The following is a 14,638-nucleotide window of genomic DNA, read 5'->3' as shown; positions in this document are numbered from 1 at the left end:
CGTAGGGCACAGGACGAACAGGGAACGAGAGGCGGTCCTCGGATGAAGAAGCCCCCCAGGGAAGACCCCAGGGACGACCTGAAGGTCACGGCTCCCAAGACGTGGGCCGCGGGCGTCCCCGCCGTGGTGCACGCACTGGAGTACTCCCTGGAGCAGGCCGGCCCCCGGGAGACCGCGGTGGACCTGCTGACGATGAACCAGGTCGGCGGCATCGACTGCCCGGGCTGCGCCTGGGCGGATCCCGCCCCGGGCCACCGGCACCGCAACGAGTACTGCGAGAACGGCGCCAAGCACATCAACGACGAGGCGACGACCCGGCGGATCACCGCCGGGTTCTTCCGCGAACACCCCGTCTCCGACCTGGCAGGGCGCTCCGACCTGTGGCTGAACCAGCAGGGACGGCTCACCGAGCCGATGGTCAAGCGGCCCGGCTCCGACCACTACGAGCCGATCAGCTGGTTCGACGCCCTCGGCCTGCTGGCCGACGAGCTGAAAACGCTCGGCACCCCCGACGAGGCGGTCTTCTACACCTCGGGCCGGGTCAGCAACGAAGCCGCCTTCGTCCTCCAGCTGTTCGCCCGCGCCTTCGGCACCAACAACCTGCCCGACTGCTCCAACATGTGCCACGAGTCCAGCGGCTTCGCCCTGCACGAGACCCTCGGCACCGGCAAGGGCACGGTCGGCCTCCAGGACCTCCACCACGCCGATCTGATCTTCCTGGTGGGGCAGAACCCCGGCACCAACCACCCACGGCAGCTGTCCGCGCTGGAGGAGGCGAAACGCAACGGCGCCCGCGTCGTCGCCGTGAACCCGCTGCCCGAGGCCGGACTGCTGCGGTTCAAGAACCCGCAGAAGGCGAGCGGGGTGATCGGACGCGGCGTCGAGATCGCAGACCGCTTCCTGCACATCCGTGCCGGCGGCGACCTGGCCCTCTTCCAGGCGCTGAACCGACTGCTCCTGGAGGCCGAGGACGCCCGGCCGGGCGAAGTCCTCGACCACGACTTCATCCGCGACAGCACCAGCGGCTTCGAGGAGTTCGCCGAGCACGCGCGCGGCGTCTCCTGGGCGGACGTGCTCACCGCGACCGGGCTGACCCGCGGCGAGATCGAGGACGTCCGCGACGACGTCCTGCGCAGCGAACGCGTCGTCGTCTGCTGGGCGATGGGCGTCACCCAGCACAAGCACGCCGTTCCCACCATCCGGGAGATCGTCAACTTCCTGCTGCTGCGCGGCAACCTCGGCCGGGCCGGCACCGGCGCCTGCCCGGTGCGCGGTCACAGCAACGTCCAGGGCGACCGCACCATGGGCATCTGGGAGCGGATGCCCGGCTCCTTCCTCGACGCCCTGCGCGACGAGTTCGGCTTCGACCCGCCGCGCGCCCACGGCCTGGACTCGGTGAACACCATCAGGGCGATGCGCGAGGGCCGCGTCAAGGTCTTCCTGGGCGTCGCCGGCAACTTCGTCCGAGCCGCCCCGGACAGCGCGGTCACCGAGGACGCGATGCGGCGCTGCCGCCTGACCGCCCACATCTCCACCAAGCTCAACCGGTCCCACGCGGTCTGCGGCGATACCGCGCTCATCCTGCCGACCCTCGGCCGGACCGAACGCGACCACCAGGCCGGCGGTGAGCAGTTCGTCACCGTGGAGAACTCGATGAGCGAGGTGCACACCTCCCGGGGACGGCTGAAGCCCGCGTCCCCGCTGCTGCTCAGCGAGGTCGCCATCCTGTGCCGGCTCGCCCGCCGCACCCTCGACGAGAGCCGCGCCGGCCTGCCGTGGGAGGAGTTCGAGGCCGACTACGGTGCCGTCCGCGACCGGATCTCCCGGATCGTGCCGGGCCTGCACGACTTCAACCGGCGCGTGGCGCGCCCCGGCGGCATCAGGCTGCCGAACCCGGTCAACGAGGGCGTGTTCCGCACCGAGACCGGCAAGGCACGCTTCACCGTCAACGCCTGCCACATGCCGTACGTGCCCGAGGGCCACCTGCTGCTGCAGACCCTGCGCTCCCACGACCAGTGGAACACCGTCCCCTACACGCCCGACGATCGCTACCGGGGCATCCACGGCAGCCGCCGCGTGGTGCTCGTCAACCCGGCGGACCTGACCGCCCTCGGTCTGGCCGAGAAGGACCGGGTCGACCTGGTGAGCGTCTGGCACGACGACGCCGAGCGCCGCGCCGAGGGGTTCGAGGTGGTCCCGTACCCGACGGCCCGCGGCTCCGCCGCCGCGTACTACCCGGAGACCCAGGTCCTCGTCCCGTTGGACAGCGTGGCCGACATCAGCAACCAGCCCACCTCCAAGGCGGTCCTGGTCAGACTGGAACGGGCGGCGCCCACGGGGAGCTGACCGCCGCATGCTGAGACGGCCGCCCGTGCGGGAATGACATGATCGACCGCTTCGTTGGCACCTGTCATGCCCGTATCTTCCCCACGGACCGCGGCCGCCCGCATGCCGCTCGCCGTCTACATCCTCGGCCTCTCCGTCTTCGCGCTCGGCACCAGCGAGTTCATGCTCTCCGGGCTGCTGCCGCCCATCGCCGACGACATGGACGTGTCGATCCCGCAGGCCGGTCTGCTGATATCGGCGTTCGCGATCGGCATGGTGGTCGGCGCGCCGCTGCTCGCGGTCGCGACCCTGCGGCTACCCCGGAAGACCACGCTGATCGCGCTGATCTCGGTGTTCGGCCTCGGCCAGGTCGCCGGCGCGCTCGCGACGTCGTACGAGATCCTGTTCGTCTCCCGGGTGGTCAGCGCGCTCGCCTGCGCCGGTTTCTGGGCCGTGGGCGCGGCCGTCGCCATCGCGATGGTGCCGGTCACCAGCCGGGCCCGCGCGATGGCCGTGATGATCGGCGGACTGTCGATCGCCAACGTCCTCGGCGTCCCCGCGGGCGCCTTCCTCGGCGAACACCTCGGATGGCGGTCCGCGTTCTGGGCGGTCGGCGCCGCCTCCGCCGTCGCCCTCGTCGGTGTGGTGACCCTCATCCCGCGCATCCCGCTGCCCGAGCGCCGCCCCCGGCTCAAGGGCGAGCTGGCGATCTACCGGGACCGCCAGGTCTGGCTGTCGATCGTGGTGACCGCGCTCGCCGCCGGCGGCGTGTTCTGCGCCTTCTCCTACCTGTCGCCGCTGCTCACCGACGTGGCCGGGCTCGCGGAGGGGTGGGTGCCCACCGTGCTGGCGCTGTTCGGGGCCGGCGCGCTGATCGGCACCACCATCGGCGGCCGGGTCGCCGACGCGCACCTGTTCGGCGTCCTGCTCTCCGGCATCACCGCCTCGACCGTACTGCTGGCCGCGCTGGCCCTGTTCGCGTCCAGCCCGGCCGCCGTGATCGTCCTCTCGCTGCTGCTCGGCGTCTCCGCGTTCTACACGGCGCCGGCCCTCAACGCCCGCATGTTCAACGTCGCCGGCGCCGCGCCCACCCTCGCGGGCGCGACCACCACCGCCGCGTTCAACCTCGGCAACACCGGCGGCCCCTGGCTCGGCGGCACCGTGATCGACGCCGACTTCGGATACGCCGCCACCGCCTGGGCGGGCGCGGCCATGACCGTCGTCGCGATCGGCTTCGTCGCCGTCTCGCTGCGCCTGCACAGCAGGTCGCGCATCGTGGCGGGCTCCGCGGCCGCCGAGCCCGCGGGCGCGGAGCCGGGCCGGCAGCGGGCGTGACCCGCCTCGCCCGCCGGGCGGACTAGGGGTCCCCGTCCCGTGGGACCGCCGGGTCGTCCGCGGCCCGTGCGCAGCGGTCGGCGAGGCGGGCGAAGGCTGCCCTCAGCGCAGGCGGACCGACGGCCTCGACGTCCGCGTCGAAGGCGCTGAACGCGGCTGCGAGGGCGGGCCACGACCATGATCCCAGGCTGACCCGGCAGCGGTCCGGGCCGAGTTCCTCCACGGTGCCCTCGGCGACGTGCGGGACCACGGCGGAGGCGGGCAGGCGGAGGACGGCCTCTCCTCGGCAGGGCCACTCGGGGGAGGTCTCCAAACCCCGGAATCTGCCCGTCAGGAACGCGGCCACGTCGTCGCCGGGCAGGCGCCTCGGTGTGAAGCGGGGACCGGTGGGCGTCCGCGGGGTGATCCGGTCGGCACGGAAGACGCGCCAGTCCTCCCGGTCGAGGTCCCAGGCGACCAGGTACCAGCGGCCACCGCGGACGACGAGGTGGTGGGGCTCCACCCGGCGCGGCGGCACCAAGGCGTCCTCGGCGTCCGCGGGGTGGGCCGGGTACGCCGGGGTGTGGTCGAAGCGCAGCACCTCCCGGGCCCGCACGGCGGCGCCGATCGCGAGCAGGACCCCGGTGCCCGCCCGGGGATCCGGCCCGGTCGCGGACCGCTCGACGGCCGTGACCTCGAAGGCGTCGATCCGGTGCCGCAACCGCTCGGGCATGATCTGGCGCAGGGTGTTCAGGGCGCGTGCCGCACCCTCCTCGATGCCGGCCCCTGTGACGGCGGCGGTGCGCAGGGCGACGACGAGCGCGACCGCCTGTTCGTCGTCGAACAGCAGCGGAGGCAGATGCGTGCCGGCGTCCAGCCGGTAGCCGCCGTCGGGGCCCTTGACCGCCCTGACGGGGTAGCCCAGCTCACGGAGCCGGTCCACGTCGCGGCGCAGGGTGCGCGGGCTGATGTCCAGCCGCTCCGCCAGCAGCGCGCCCGGCCAGTCCCGGCGCGCCTGGAGCAGCGAGAGCAGTGAGAGCAGCCGGGCCGAGGTCTTCTGCATGTCCGCCATGCTGCCGCAGGTAGCGGCCACAACCTGACCGCTATGTTCTTCAGAGTGGGAGGCACGGGGTCCGAACGGGCCCCTGGGCGGCCCACCGGCGTGGGGTGTCCGACCGTGTCCGCGACAGGCGAGGAGCCCATCGTGTCCGTCAGAGCAGTGACCCACCTCAACTTCCGGGGTGACGCCCGTGAGGCCCTCACCTTCTACGCCTCCGCGTTCCGCGGCGACATGGCCGTGGTGACGTACAAGGACGCCGGGAGCGTCCAGGACCCCGCCGAGGCGGACCAGGTGATGTGGGGCCAGGTGTCCACCGCCGACGGCCCGTGCGTGATGGCCTACGACGTGCCCTCCGGCCTGCCGTGGAACCGGGGCGAGAACGCCTTCTTCGTCTCGCTCCGGGGCGACGGCCCCGACGGTGCCGACGAGATCGGCGCGTACTGGGAGAAGCTGGCCGAGGGCGCGACCGTGCTGCGGCCCCTGGCCCCCGCCGAGTGGGCGCCGCTCTACGGCATGCTGCGCGACCGCTTCGGCGTCACCTGGGTCCTGGACGTCGTGGGCGAGTACCAGGCGTGAGCGTGCTCGACGCCCGGGCACTGGGCCGCGCGACCCTCGCCAGGCAACTGCTGCTCGACCGTGCGGACGCCCCGGTCCTGGACACCGTCGCGCACCTCGGCGGCCTCCAGGCGCAGGAGCCGCAGGAACCGTTCGTGGGGCTCTGGTCGCGACTGCGGGGCTTCCGGCCCGCGGTGCTCTCCGACCTGCTGACCGGGCGTCGGGTGGTGCGCACCCACCTCATGCGGCGCACCGTCCACCTCGTCACCGCCGAGGACGCCCTTGCCTGGCGGCCCCGCCACGACGCCATGCTGCGCGGCCGAGTCCTCGGCACCTACCGCCGCGAACTCGAAGGGGTCGACCTGGCCGAGCTGGCGGCGGCGGGGCGGGCCGTGATGTCCGACGGCGAGCCCCGTTCGATGGGTGACCTGGCGCGGGCGCTCGCCGACCGCTGGCCGGAACCGGGACCCCGGGCCCTGGGGGAGATGCTGGTCGCCGCGCTGATCCCGATGGTGCAGCTGCCCCCGCGGGGACTGTGGCGCACCCGGGCGGGCGTGCGCAACGCCCCGTTCACCGCCTGGCTGGGCCGTGACGCCGACCCGCCGGCCCCGCCGGGCACCGACCCGGTCGGGGAGACGCTGGTACGGCGCTACCTCGCCGCATTCGGCCCCGCCGCCTCGGCGGACCTGCGCGCCTGGTGCGGCCTCGCCGGACTGCCGGCCGCGGTCGCCGCCGTACGCGGGGAGCTGGTGGCCTTCCGCGACGAACGGGGCCGGGAGCTGCTGGACCTCCCCGATGCCCCGCGCCCCGATCCAGGCACCCCCGCCCCGGTGCGGTTCCTGCCGGCGTTCGACAACGTGATCCTCGGCTACCAGGACCGGAGCCGGATCATCGACGACGAGCACCGGGGCCTGTCCGTCGCCGGAGCCCGCGTCGTCCTGGTCGACGGCCGGGTCTCGGCGACCTGGACCGTCGAGGACGGCACGGTGGGCGTCACCCCGCTGCGCCGCCTCTCCCGGACGGACCGCGCGGAGGTCGCCGAGGAGGGACGGGCCCTGGCGGCCTTCCTCTCCGACGGGGACGGCGACCGGGTCCGCGTCGGCGCGGCACCGCACTGAGCGGCGGGCGGCCGGTGCCGCGCTCCGGCCCCACCGGTGCTGTGGCCGCCTCCCCCGAGGTCAAGGTCAACCGCCGCCGCCACCTCGATGGTCACGGACTTCGGCTGCCCGCGGCAACGGAATGCGGCGTACACGGATCACCGCGATCTACACCCGGGGGAGAGGAGAACGGCGGAGCACTACACCCGCCGCAGTACGCCGGTCCAGCCCCAGGGTCGGATCAATTCCGAAAATCCACGGGCGAGCATGGATGAGTACCCCGGTCAGCGCCTCGGCCTTCCCCCCATGTGCCGGGTCTTCGTCCTGCTCGTAACCCGACGGATTGGTCTCAGGTGGCTACGTTTCTCTATCGACTCGGCCGAAGGGCGTTCCGGCGCCGCGGCCTCGTCGCCCTGCTGTGGGTGGCCATACTCGTGGGCGCCGGTGTCGCGGCGTCCACCGCGCCCGCCCCGCCCGAAGACTCCTTCTCCATGCCCGGCACCGAGTCGCAGAAGGCGTTCGACCTGCTCGACGAGCAGTTCCCGGCCGCCAGTGCCGAGGGCGCCACCGCCCGGGTCGTGATCCGCGCCCCCGACGGCGAGAAGATATCCGGCCCGGCCGGCAAGGCCCAGGTCGAGGAACTGGTCACCGCTCTCGGGGACGGCCCGCAGGTCGCCTCGGTCGACGACCCGTTCAAGGCGAACGCCGTCAGCGAGGACGGCACCACGGCGTACGCCTCCGTGACCTACAAGGTCAACGCCATGGAGCTGACCGACGAGGCCCGGGACGCGCTCACCAACGCCACCGACGACGCGCGCGAGGGCGGGTTCACCGTCGAGACCGGCGGCGACGCGGTCATGGCCGAGCAGGAGATGGGCGGCACCGCCGAACTGATCGGCATCGGCGTCGCCGCGGTCGTGCTCCTGCTGACCTTCGGCTCACTGGTCGCGGCCGGCATGCCGCTGCTCTCGGCGATCATCGGGGTCGGGATCGGCATCTCCGCCATCGGAGCGCTCGGCAGCACGCTGGAACTCTCCGCCACCACCTCCACCCTGGCCATGATGATCGGCCTCGCGGTCGCCATCGACTACGCCCTGTTCATCGTCTCCCGCTACCGCGCGGAGATCGCCGAGGGCCGCACCCCCGAGGACGCCGCGGGACGCGCCGTCGGCACCGCGGGTTCCGCCGTGGTCTTCGCCGGACTCACCGTCGTCGTGGCCCTGGCCGGCCTCGCGGTGGTCAACATCCCGATCCTCACGAAGATGGGCCTGGCCGCCGCCGGCACCGTCGGCATCGCCGTACTGATCGCGCTCACCCTCACCCCGGCGCTGCTCGGCTTCGCCGGCCGCAAGGCGCTCAGCCGCAAGGACCGCAAGGCGGCCGCCACGGAGCGGACCGCCCCCGCCAAGCCCAAGCTCGGCACCCGCTGGGCCCGGTTCGTGCTGCGGCGTCCGGTGACCGTGCTGCTGACCGCGGTCCTCGGCCTCGGCGTGATCGCCGTGCCGGCCGCCGGCATGGAGCTGGGCCTGCCCGACGAGGGCAGCTCGGCACCGGACACCACGCAGCGCAAGGCCTACGACATGCTGTCCGACTCCTTCGGTGCCGGATTCAACGGTCCGTTGATGGTGACCTACGACGCCAGGGAGGCCGACGACCCGCAGGCCGCCGTCGACAGCGTCCGCGAACGGATCACCGGCCTCGGCGAGGCAGCTGCCGTCACTCCGGCCAGGTTCAACGAGCAGGGCGACACCGCCGTCCTCACCGTGGTGCCCAAGACCGGTCCGAGCGACGCCGCCACCGAATCGCTGGTCCGGGACATCCGCTCGCTCTCCGGCGACATCGAGGCCGACACCGGCGGCATCATGCTCGTCACCGGCGCGACCGCGATGACGATCGACTTCTCCCAGACCCTGGACGACGCGCTGATCCCGTACCTGGCGCTGGTCGTCGGACTCGCCTTCCTGCTGCTGATGCTGGTGTTCCGCTCGGTCCTCGTCCCGCTCAAGGCCGCCCTGGGCTTCCTGCTGTCGGTCGCCGCGGCGCTCGGCGCGGTGGTCGCTGTCTTCCAGTGGGGCTGGCTCGCGGACGTCTTCGGGGTGGACCAGCCCGGCCCGATCATGTCGATGATGCCCATCTTCATGATCGGCGTGGTCTTCGGACTCGCCATGGACTACGAGGTCTTCCTCGTGACCCGCATGCGGGAGGCGTACGTCCACGGATCGTCCGCCGCCGACTCCGTCACCACCGGCTTCACCCACGGCGGCCGGGTGGTCGCGGCGGCCGCGATCATCATGATCAGCGTCTTCTCCGGCTTCATCATGGAGAACGACGACATGATCAAGATGATGGGCTTCGGCCTCGCCGTCGCCGTGCTCTTCGACGCCTTCGTGGTCCGCATGGCCATCGTGCCCGCGGTGCTCGCCCTGCTCGGCACCAAGGCGTGGTGGCTGCCCAAGTGGCTGGACCGCCTCCTGCCGAACGTCGACGTGGAGGGCGAGAAGCTGCACAAGGAGCTGGGCGACACACCGCCGCCCGCGGAGCCCGCGCGCGAGCCGGAGACGGCCGGGGTCTGACCCCGCGCGCCCCGCGCATCACGCGTGCGGCCCCGGTGCCCGGACGTCCGGGCACCGGGGCCGCACGCGTCGCCTCAGAGGTCGCGGGCGGCGTCGGTGAGCGCCTCGTCGAGGACGGCCACCCCGCGGGCGATCTCCCCGTCGCTCGCCGTCAGCGGCGGCGCGATGCGGAAGATCCCGCCCATGCCCGGGAGTTGGACGATGTTCATGTGCAGCCCCAGCTCGTAGCAGCGCCGGGTGACGGCGGCGCCCAGCCGGTCGGCTCCGCCCTCACCGAGCACGTCGTCCCCGACCAGTTCCATGCCGAGCAGCAGCCCCCGGCCGCGGACGTCGCCGACCACCTTGTGCCGCTCGGCGAGCCGGTCGAGGCCGTCCCGTAGTACGCCGCCGAGCCGCCGCGCACGCTCGTCGAGCCGGTCGCGCACCAGGATGTCGAGGACGGTGTTGCCGACGGCGGCCGGCAACGGGTCGTTGACGTGGGTGGTGAAGAACAGGAATCCGCGCTCGTGCGCCCGCCGCTCGATCTCCGCGCCGGTCAGCACGGCGGCCAGCGGCAGTCCCGCGCCGAGCGTCTTGGACAGCGTCAGGATGTCCGGCACCACGCCGTCGTGCTGGAAGGCGTACCAGTCGCCGGTGCGGCACAGCCCGGTCTGGGCCTCGTCCAGGATCAGCAGCATGCCGCGCTCCCGGCACTTCTCCGCCAGCGCGGCGAGATAGCCCGGCGGGAGTTCGACGACGCCGCCCGAGGAGAGGATCGGCTCGACCAGGCACGCCGCGAGACTCCCGACCGACTGGGCGTCGATCATCTCGAAGCCCAGGTCGAGCTGGCGGCGCCAGTCCAGCTCGCCGTCCGCGCCTACGACGGAGGGGCGGTGGCGGTCCGGCACCGGCAGCGCGAAGTTGCCGGGTGCCGCGGGGCCGTAGCCCTTGCGCCCGGCGCTGTAGGTGGCGTTCGCGGCGGCCTGGGTCATGCCGTGCCAGGACCGGGCGAACGAGACGATCTCGTGCCGCCCGGTGACCAGCTTCGCCATCCGCACGGCGGCCTCGTTCGCCTCCGCCCCGGTGGTCAGGAGCAGCGCCTTGTCCAACGGCTCGGGCAGCGTGCCCGCCAGCCGCCGGGCCAGCTCGACGACCGGCGGGCTGAGCATGCCGCTGTGCAGGTGGTCGAGGTGGGCGACCTGCTCGCGCACGGTCGAGACGATCGCCGGGTGGGAGTGGCCGAGGATGGCACTCATCTGACCCGAGGTGAAGTCGAGCAGTTCACGGCCGCTCTCCGTGAAGACGGAGGTGCCCGCGGCCCGGACGACGACCTCCGGCGAGAACGGTGCGTGGCCGGAGTAGCGGATGAGGTGGCGCCCCGGATCGGTGCCGGGAGTCTCGGAAGGCATGCGGCCGACGGTAGGGACGCACCGCTGCGCGTGTCCATCGCACAGTTTCGACGCTGCTGTACGCCATCGCCGTACAATCGCGGCGTGCTCAACTCGGGACGGCTCCATCTCCTCGGCCTGCTGGACACGCTCGGTACCGTCCGCGCGGTCGCCGACACACTGCATCTGAGCGCGTCGACGGTCTCCCAGCAGCTGGCGGTGCTGGAGACGGAGACCCGGTGCCGGCTGATCGAGCGGACCGGGCGGCGGGTGCGGCTCACACCGGCCGGGCTCCTGCTGGCCCGCCGGGGCCGGGAGATCCTCGACCGGATGGCCGAGGCCGAGGCGGAACTGCGGGCTCTGAACGACGAGCCGATCGGCACCGTCCGGCTCGGCGTGTTCCAGAGCGCGATCTACAGCCTCGCGGTCCCGGCGGCGACCCGCCTGGCCACCACGCACCCGCACCTGCACGTCGAGCTGGTCGAGATGGAGCCGCACGAGAGCGGCCCCGCACTGCGCTCGGGCGAGGCCGACGTCATCGTCACCACCACCGACTACACCGGCCTCTCCTGGGGCGCGGACCTCGACATCGTCTCGCTGGGCAGCGACCCGGTCGTGCTGGTCCTGCCCGTGGGCCACCCGCTGGCCTCCCGCGCGGCGGTGAACCTCGCGGCCTGCGAGGAGGAGACCTGGGCGTGCGACCGGCCCCAGTCGTACATGGCGGACCTGACCCTGCGGCTGTGCCGGGAGGCGGGGTTCGAACCCCGGGTGGCCTGCCGCTTCGGCAACTACCTGATGCTGCTGCGGCACGTCGAGACGACGGGATCGATCGCCCTGCTGCCCGCCCTGGCCGTCACGCCGGAACACGCCGTCCTCACCCGGCGGCTCAGCCCGGCGGTGCACCGCAACGTCGTCGTCGTGGTACGCCGGGGCACCCCCCGGCGCGCGGCGGTCGGCGCGGTCATCGCCGCGCTGCGAGACCACCCCGAGATCCCCGCCCTCGCCGCCCCGCGACCCGTCCCCGAGCGACGCGGTGACCGCCCGTGAAGGCCGCGCGCCCACGTGGTCACGCGGCGGGTATCCGCCGGTGAATGTCCTCGATCATCATCCGCACCGAGGATTCGAAGACCTCGGCCTGATGCCCGCCGAGGAAGCCGGTGTGCCCGAACACCTCCAGGACGACCAGGCCGTGCAGGTGGCCCCACGCGCTCAGGAAGAGCGACGTCGCGGCGGGCGGCAGACTCCCCTGGGCGTTCGCGGGGAGGAGGGCCAGCCGCTCCTTAAACGGGGACGAGAGCGGCGGGACCTCGGCCGCGGCCAGCTGCGCCGTGGTGAAGCCGTCGAACAGCTCGCGCTGGAAGATCGCGCCCATGCGGCGGACGGCCTGGGTGGTCGGTCCCTCGGCCGGTGCGGCGTAGTACCTGAGCGGCGTCCCGTAGAGGAGCTGGAACCGCTCGGGATGGGCGACGCCCCAGTCGCGGTACGTCCGCGTCACCAGCAGCAGGCGCGGGGTGGACGGGTCCCCGGCTTCGCCGTCGGCGGCTGCCTGCAACGCGTCGGCCAGATCGTCGTAGGCCTTGGCGACGAGGGCCGTCACGAGGGCGTCCCGGTTCGGGAAGTAGTGGTAGAGCGCCTGCACCGTCATCCCGAGACTGCGGGCGACCGCCCGTAGGGACAGGGCGGCGGGTCCGTGCAGGCCGATGTGTTCCTCGGCGGCGTCCAGGATCTCCCGGGCCGCCGCGGCACGGCGCCGCTCGCGCAGTGAGGGGGAGGGCGGTGTGGGTCGCTCTGTGGGCATGGGGCGACCCTACGGCGCCGGTACCTGATGGCACATCAAGAATTCGAACACTGTCAGGGGGATCTCGGGCTGCCAGGTCCCGGACGTCCGCTCAGGAGCCCGCGGAGGGGGTCCCCTCGGCATTGGCCTCCCCGGCCGACCGGAACTCCACGGCGACGACGCCGTCGACGCTCCTGCAGTGCTCCTCCAGCGCAGGCGCGGACACATGGCCCGGCAGTCGGCCGCTGAGCACCACATGCCCGTGGACCACGTCCACCTGCACCGACGACGGGGCCAGGCCGAGCGCCTTGACCAGGGCCTCCTCGATGATCTCGGTACGGATGGCCCGGTCCGCGCGCAGGAAGACCCGCAGCAGGTCACTCCTGCTGACCACGCCGATCAGCCGGCCGTCGCCGTCGACGACCAGCAGCCGCTTGATGCCGTGCCGCGCCATCAGCCGGGCGGCGTCGACGACGCTCCAGTCCTCCTGCGCACACAGCGGCGGAGAGGTCATCAGACCCGCCGCGTCGGTGGCGGACGCCTTGGGTCCCGCCGCCCGGGACCACTCCTCGTACCCGGGGGGACCGTCGGGTTCCGAGCCCCACATCTTCTGGAGGAGGTCCGCCTCCGACACCACCCCCACCGGGCGGTTCTCGTCGTCGACCACCGGGACGGCCGTGATGTCGTACTCCAGCAGCAGGTGGGCGATCTCCTTGAACGGTGTGCCGTGCTGGACGCGGATCACGGCGTCGCTCATCAGGTCGCGCACCTTCTGGTGTTTCATGAAGGGTCTTCTCCTCCGCTGCCGGCCCGAGTCGACCGGTGTCCGTCCTTCTTACCTGTGCGAACGTGCCACCCGCTCCACGAGTGCCCTCCTCTCAGGCACGGGGACTGATCAGGAGCAGCGCGATGTCGTCCTCGGGGGCCGGCGCGTGCCGTATGAGGATGTCGGCCATCTCGTCGAGGTCGGCCGGGTCACCGGCCTCGAGGAGCCCGGCGAGGGCGGCTATCGCGTCGTCGAGGTCGACCCCGGGAGCCTCGACGAGCCCGTCCGTGTAGAGCGCGAGCACGCTCCCCGGCGGGAGCGGGAACTCCAGCGACGAGTAGGGGGTGTCCGGCTCGATGCCGAGCAGCAGGCCGGGAGGCGCCCGCAGGGGCTCCATGCGCCCGTCGGCGTGGCGTATCAGGGGCGGCGGGTGACCGGCCAGAGCCACGCAGGCGCGGTGCGTGGCGAGGTCGAGATGAACGTAGGCGCAGCTGGTGAACAGGCCGGGATCCAGGTCGGTGAGCAGCCGGTTGGTGCGGGCCAGTACGTCGTCGGGGGGCGCCCCGGCGGTGGCGTGGGCGTGCACGGCCGTGCGGACCTGCCCCATGAGCGCGGCGGCGTCCACGTTGTGGCCCTGCACGTCGCCGATGGTGGCGCCCGCCGTGTGCTCGTCGAGGCGGATGAGGTCGTAGAAGTCGCCGCCTACCCCCAGGCCACTGGCGGCCGGGAGGTAGCGGGCGGCGACGTTCAGCCGCGGCACGGTGGGCAGGGTGTGCGGCAGCAGGGCGGACTGGAGGCGGTGGGCGAGGTGGTGCTTGGCGTCGTAGAGACGGGCGCGCTCCAGGGCCTGGCCGACCAGCCCCGCGAGCGAGGTGAGCGCGGCCCGCTCACCGGGCGGGAAGACGTGCGGCCGCGCATAGGCGAGGAGCAGGGACCCGATGGGGCGGCCGGACGCGATCAGCGGCAGTACCGCCCACGCGGCCATGCCGTCCTCGTGCACGGTGGCCGGGTAGGCCTCGCGGAGTTCGTCGAAGGTCGTCCAGAACCCCGGGACACCGGTGGCCATGACGTCGACACCGGGAATCGCCGAGTCGAGAGGGACGGCGTCGTACTCCTCCAGGAGCTCGGCGCGGAATCCGCGCTGGCCGACGATCCTCAGCCGGCCGTCCTCCGGGGCCATCACCACCATGGCCTGGGCGCCGAGCGCCGGAAGCAACTGGTCCGCGGTCTGCTCGACCACGTCCTGCACGGCCACGGCCTCGGTCAGGGTGGAGGCCAGGTGCATCAGGTGGTAGAGCACGGTGGCGCGGCTGGGTCCCGCGGCCGGCACCGACCGGGCCTCGGGCCCCTCCTCGCCCGGTGCGCCCGGGGCGATGCGGACGCTGAGCCCGGTGGCGTCCGGGTACAGCTCGAAGGCCAGCCAGGTGTCCGGCGGCCGCAGCACGGTGAAGGCCTGTGGACGGCGGCTGACCAGCGCGGCCCGGTAGCGGTCCTCGACGTGCGGGACGTCCATCCAGGGCAGCGCCTCCCACGGCAGGGCGCCCACCAGCCCGGCCCGGTCGACGCCGAGCAGTACGGCCGCGCCCGGGCTGACGAAGGTGACGCGCCCGTGCAGGTCCAGCGCGCAGGACCCGCCCGGCAGGCGGTCCACGAAGGCGGACAGCGCCGCCGCCTCGAAGGGGGAGGGGGTGGGGCGTCCGGGCGGGGTGACCATCCCGCACTGCTACCCGGTGACCACTCTTTCCGCTGCGTCCACCCATTCCTGCGACAACCGTCCCCCACCCCCGACACGCACCCACATCAC

Annotated in this window: 11 protein-coding genes; 6 read left to right on the top strand and 5 right to left on the bottom strand. The window is 73.0% G+C overall.

Translation table 11 applies throughout. The features are described from left to right. Positions 1-42: 42 nt before the first annotated feature. Positions 43-2,346 carry an FdhF/YdeP family oxidoreductase gene (locus DMH12_RS01230; protein ID WP_125489635.1) on the top strand — a complete coding sequence of 768 codons (2,304 nt, stop codon included), beginning with the start codon at positions 43-45 and terminating at the stop codon, positions 2,344-2,346. Between the two features lie 102 nt (positions 2,347-2,448). Further along, on the top strand, positions 2,449-3,660 hold the full coding sequence (locus DMH12_RS01225; RefSeq protein WP_125489722.1) for a Cmx/CmrA family chloramphenicol efflux MFS transporter: 1,212 nt from the start codon (positions 2,449-2,451) through the stop codon (positions 3,658-3,660). Between the two features lie 22 nt (positions 3,661-3,682). Here DMH12_RS01225 and DMH12_RS01220 read toward each other — a convergent pair whose 3' ends face one another. Further along, the gene (locus tag DMH12_RS01220) at positions 3,683-4,702 is read right to left on the bottom strand and encodes a YafY family protein (protein WP_185832090.1); all 1,020 of its coding nucleotides are present in this window, start codon (positions 4,700-4,702) and stop codon (positions 3,683-3,685) included. A gap of 141 nt (positions 4,703-4,843) precedes the next feature. On the opposite strand from DMH12_RS01220, the gene DMH12_RS01215 reads away from it, so the two are divergent. From DMH12_RS01215 to DMH12_RS01205, 3 genes are all read left to right on the top strand, one after another. After that, positions 4,844-5,275, top strand: coding sequence for a VOC family protein (locus tag DMH12_RS01215; RefSeq protein ID WP_185832089.1), 432 nt, complete (start codon positions 4,844-4,846; stop codon positions 5,273-5,275). Continuing rightward, positions 5,272-6,372 (top strand): winged helix DNA-binding domain-containing protein, encoded by a 1,101-nt coding sequence (locus tag DMH12_RS01210; protein ID WP_125489632.1) that lies wholly within the window; start codon positions 5,272-5,274, stop codon positions 6,370-6,372. The genes DMH12_RS01215 and DMH12_RS01210 overlap by 4 nt, the downstream gene beginning before the upstream one ends. 332 nt (positions 6,373-6,704) lie before the next feature. Next, positions 6,705-8,924 carry an MMPL family transporter gene (locus DMH12_RS01205; RefSeq protein ID WP_125489631.1) on the top strand — a complete coding sequence of 740 codons (2,220 nt, stop codon included), beginning with the start codon at positions 6,705-6,707 and terminating at the stop codon, positions 8,922-8,924. A gap of 74 nt (positions 8,925-8,998) precedes the next feature. On the opposite strand, the gene DMH12_RS01200 is transcribed toward DMH12_RS01205, so the two are convergent. Next, the gene (locus DMH12_RS01200) at positions 8,999-10,312 is read right to left on the bottom strand and encodes an aspartate aminotransferase family protein (protein ID WP_125489630.1); all 1,314 of its coding nucleotides are present in this window, start codon (positions 10,310-10,312) and stop codon (positions 8,999-9,001) included. An 84-nt stretch (positions 10,313-10,396) separates the two neighbouring features. Here DMH12_RS01200 and DMH12_RS01195 point away from each other — a divergent pair, with 84 nt between their 5' ends. Then, the gene (locus DMH12_RS01195; protein ID WP_125489629.1) at positions 10,397-11,338 is read left to right on the top strand and encodes a LysR substrate-binding domain-containing protein; all 942 of its coding nucleotides are present in this window, start codon (positions 10,397-10,399) and stop codon (positions 11,336-11,338) included. 19 nt (positions 11,339-11,357) lie between these two features. On the opposite strand, the gene DMH12_RS01190 is transcribed toward DMH12_RS01195, so the two are convergent. The 3 genes from DMH12_RS01190 to DMH12_RS01180 form a co-directional block, all read right to left on the bottom strand. Further along, the gene (locus tag DMH12_RS01190; protein ID WP_125489628.1) at positions 11,358-12,089 is read right to left on the bottom strand and encodes a TetR/AcrR family transcriptional regulator; all 732 of its coding nucleotides are present in this window, start codon (positions 12,087-12,089) and stop codon (positions 11,358-11,360) included. Between the two features lie 91 nt (positions 12,090-12,180). Further along, positions 12,181-12,852, bottom strand: coding sequence for a CBS domain-containing protein (locus DMH12_RS01185; protein ID WP_125489627.1), 672 nt, complete (start codon positions 12,850-12,852; stop codon positions 12,181-12,183). Positions 12,853-12,946: 94 nt separating this feature from the next. After that, positions 12,947-14,548 carry a SpoIIE family protein phosphatase gene (locus tag DMH12_RS01180; protein WP_399186370.1) on the bottom strand — a complete coding sequence of 534 codons (1,602 nt, stop codon included), beginning with the start codon at positions 14,546-14,548 and terminating at the stop codon, positions 12,947-12,949. Positions 14,549-14,638 lie beyond the last annotated feature (90 nt).

Origin of the sequence: Streptomyces sp. WAC 04229 (assembly GCF_003947455.1) — a bacterium.
Lineage (GTDB): Bacteria > Actinomycetota > Actinomycetes > Streptomycetales > Streptomycetaceae > Streptomyces.
The sequence above is the reverse complement of the archived record's forward strand: the minus strand, read 5'-3'. Positions and strand labels throughout refer to the sequence as shown.

Excerpts from the sequence above, each read along its gene's own strand:
- DMH12_RS01230 (WP_125489635.1), top strand. The coding sequence starts at position 43 with ATGAAGAAGCCCCCCAGGGAAGACCCCAGGGACGACCTGAAGGTCACG.
- DMH12_RS01225 (WP_125489722.1), top strand. The coding sequence starts at position 2,449 with ATGCCGCTCGCCGTCTACATCCTCGGCCTCTCCGTCTTCGCGCTCGGC.
- DMH12_RS01220 (WP_185832090.1), bottom strand. The coding sequence starts at position 4,702 with ATGCAGAAGACCTCGGCCCGGCTGCTCTCACTGCTCTCGCTGCTCCAG.
- DMH12_RS01200 (WP_125489630.1), bottom strand. The coding sequence starts at position 10,312 with ATGCCTTCCGAGACTCCCGGCACCGATCCGGGGCGCCACCTCATCCGC.
- DMH12_RS01190 (WP_125489628.1), bottom strand. The coding sequence starts at position 12,089 with ATGCCCACAGAGCGACCCACACCGCCCTCCCCCTCACTGCGCGAGCGG.
- DMH12_RS01185 (WP_125489627.1), bottom strand. The coding sequence starts at position 12,852 with ATGAAACACCAGAAGGTGCGCGACCTGATGAGCGACGCCGTGATCCGC.
- DMH12_RS01180 (WP_399186370.1), bottom strand. The coding sequence starts at position 14,548 with ATGGTCACCCCGCCCGGACGCCCCACCCCCTCCCCCTTCGAGGCGGCG.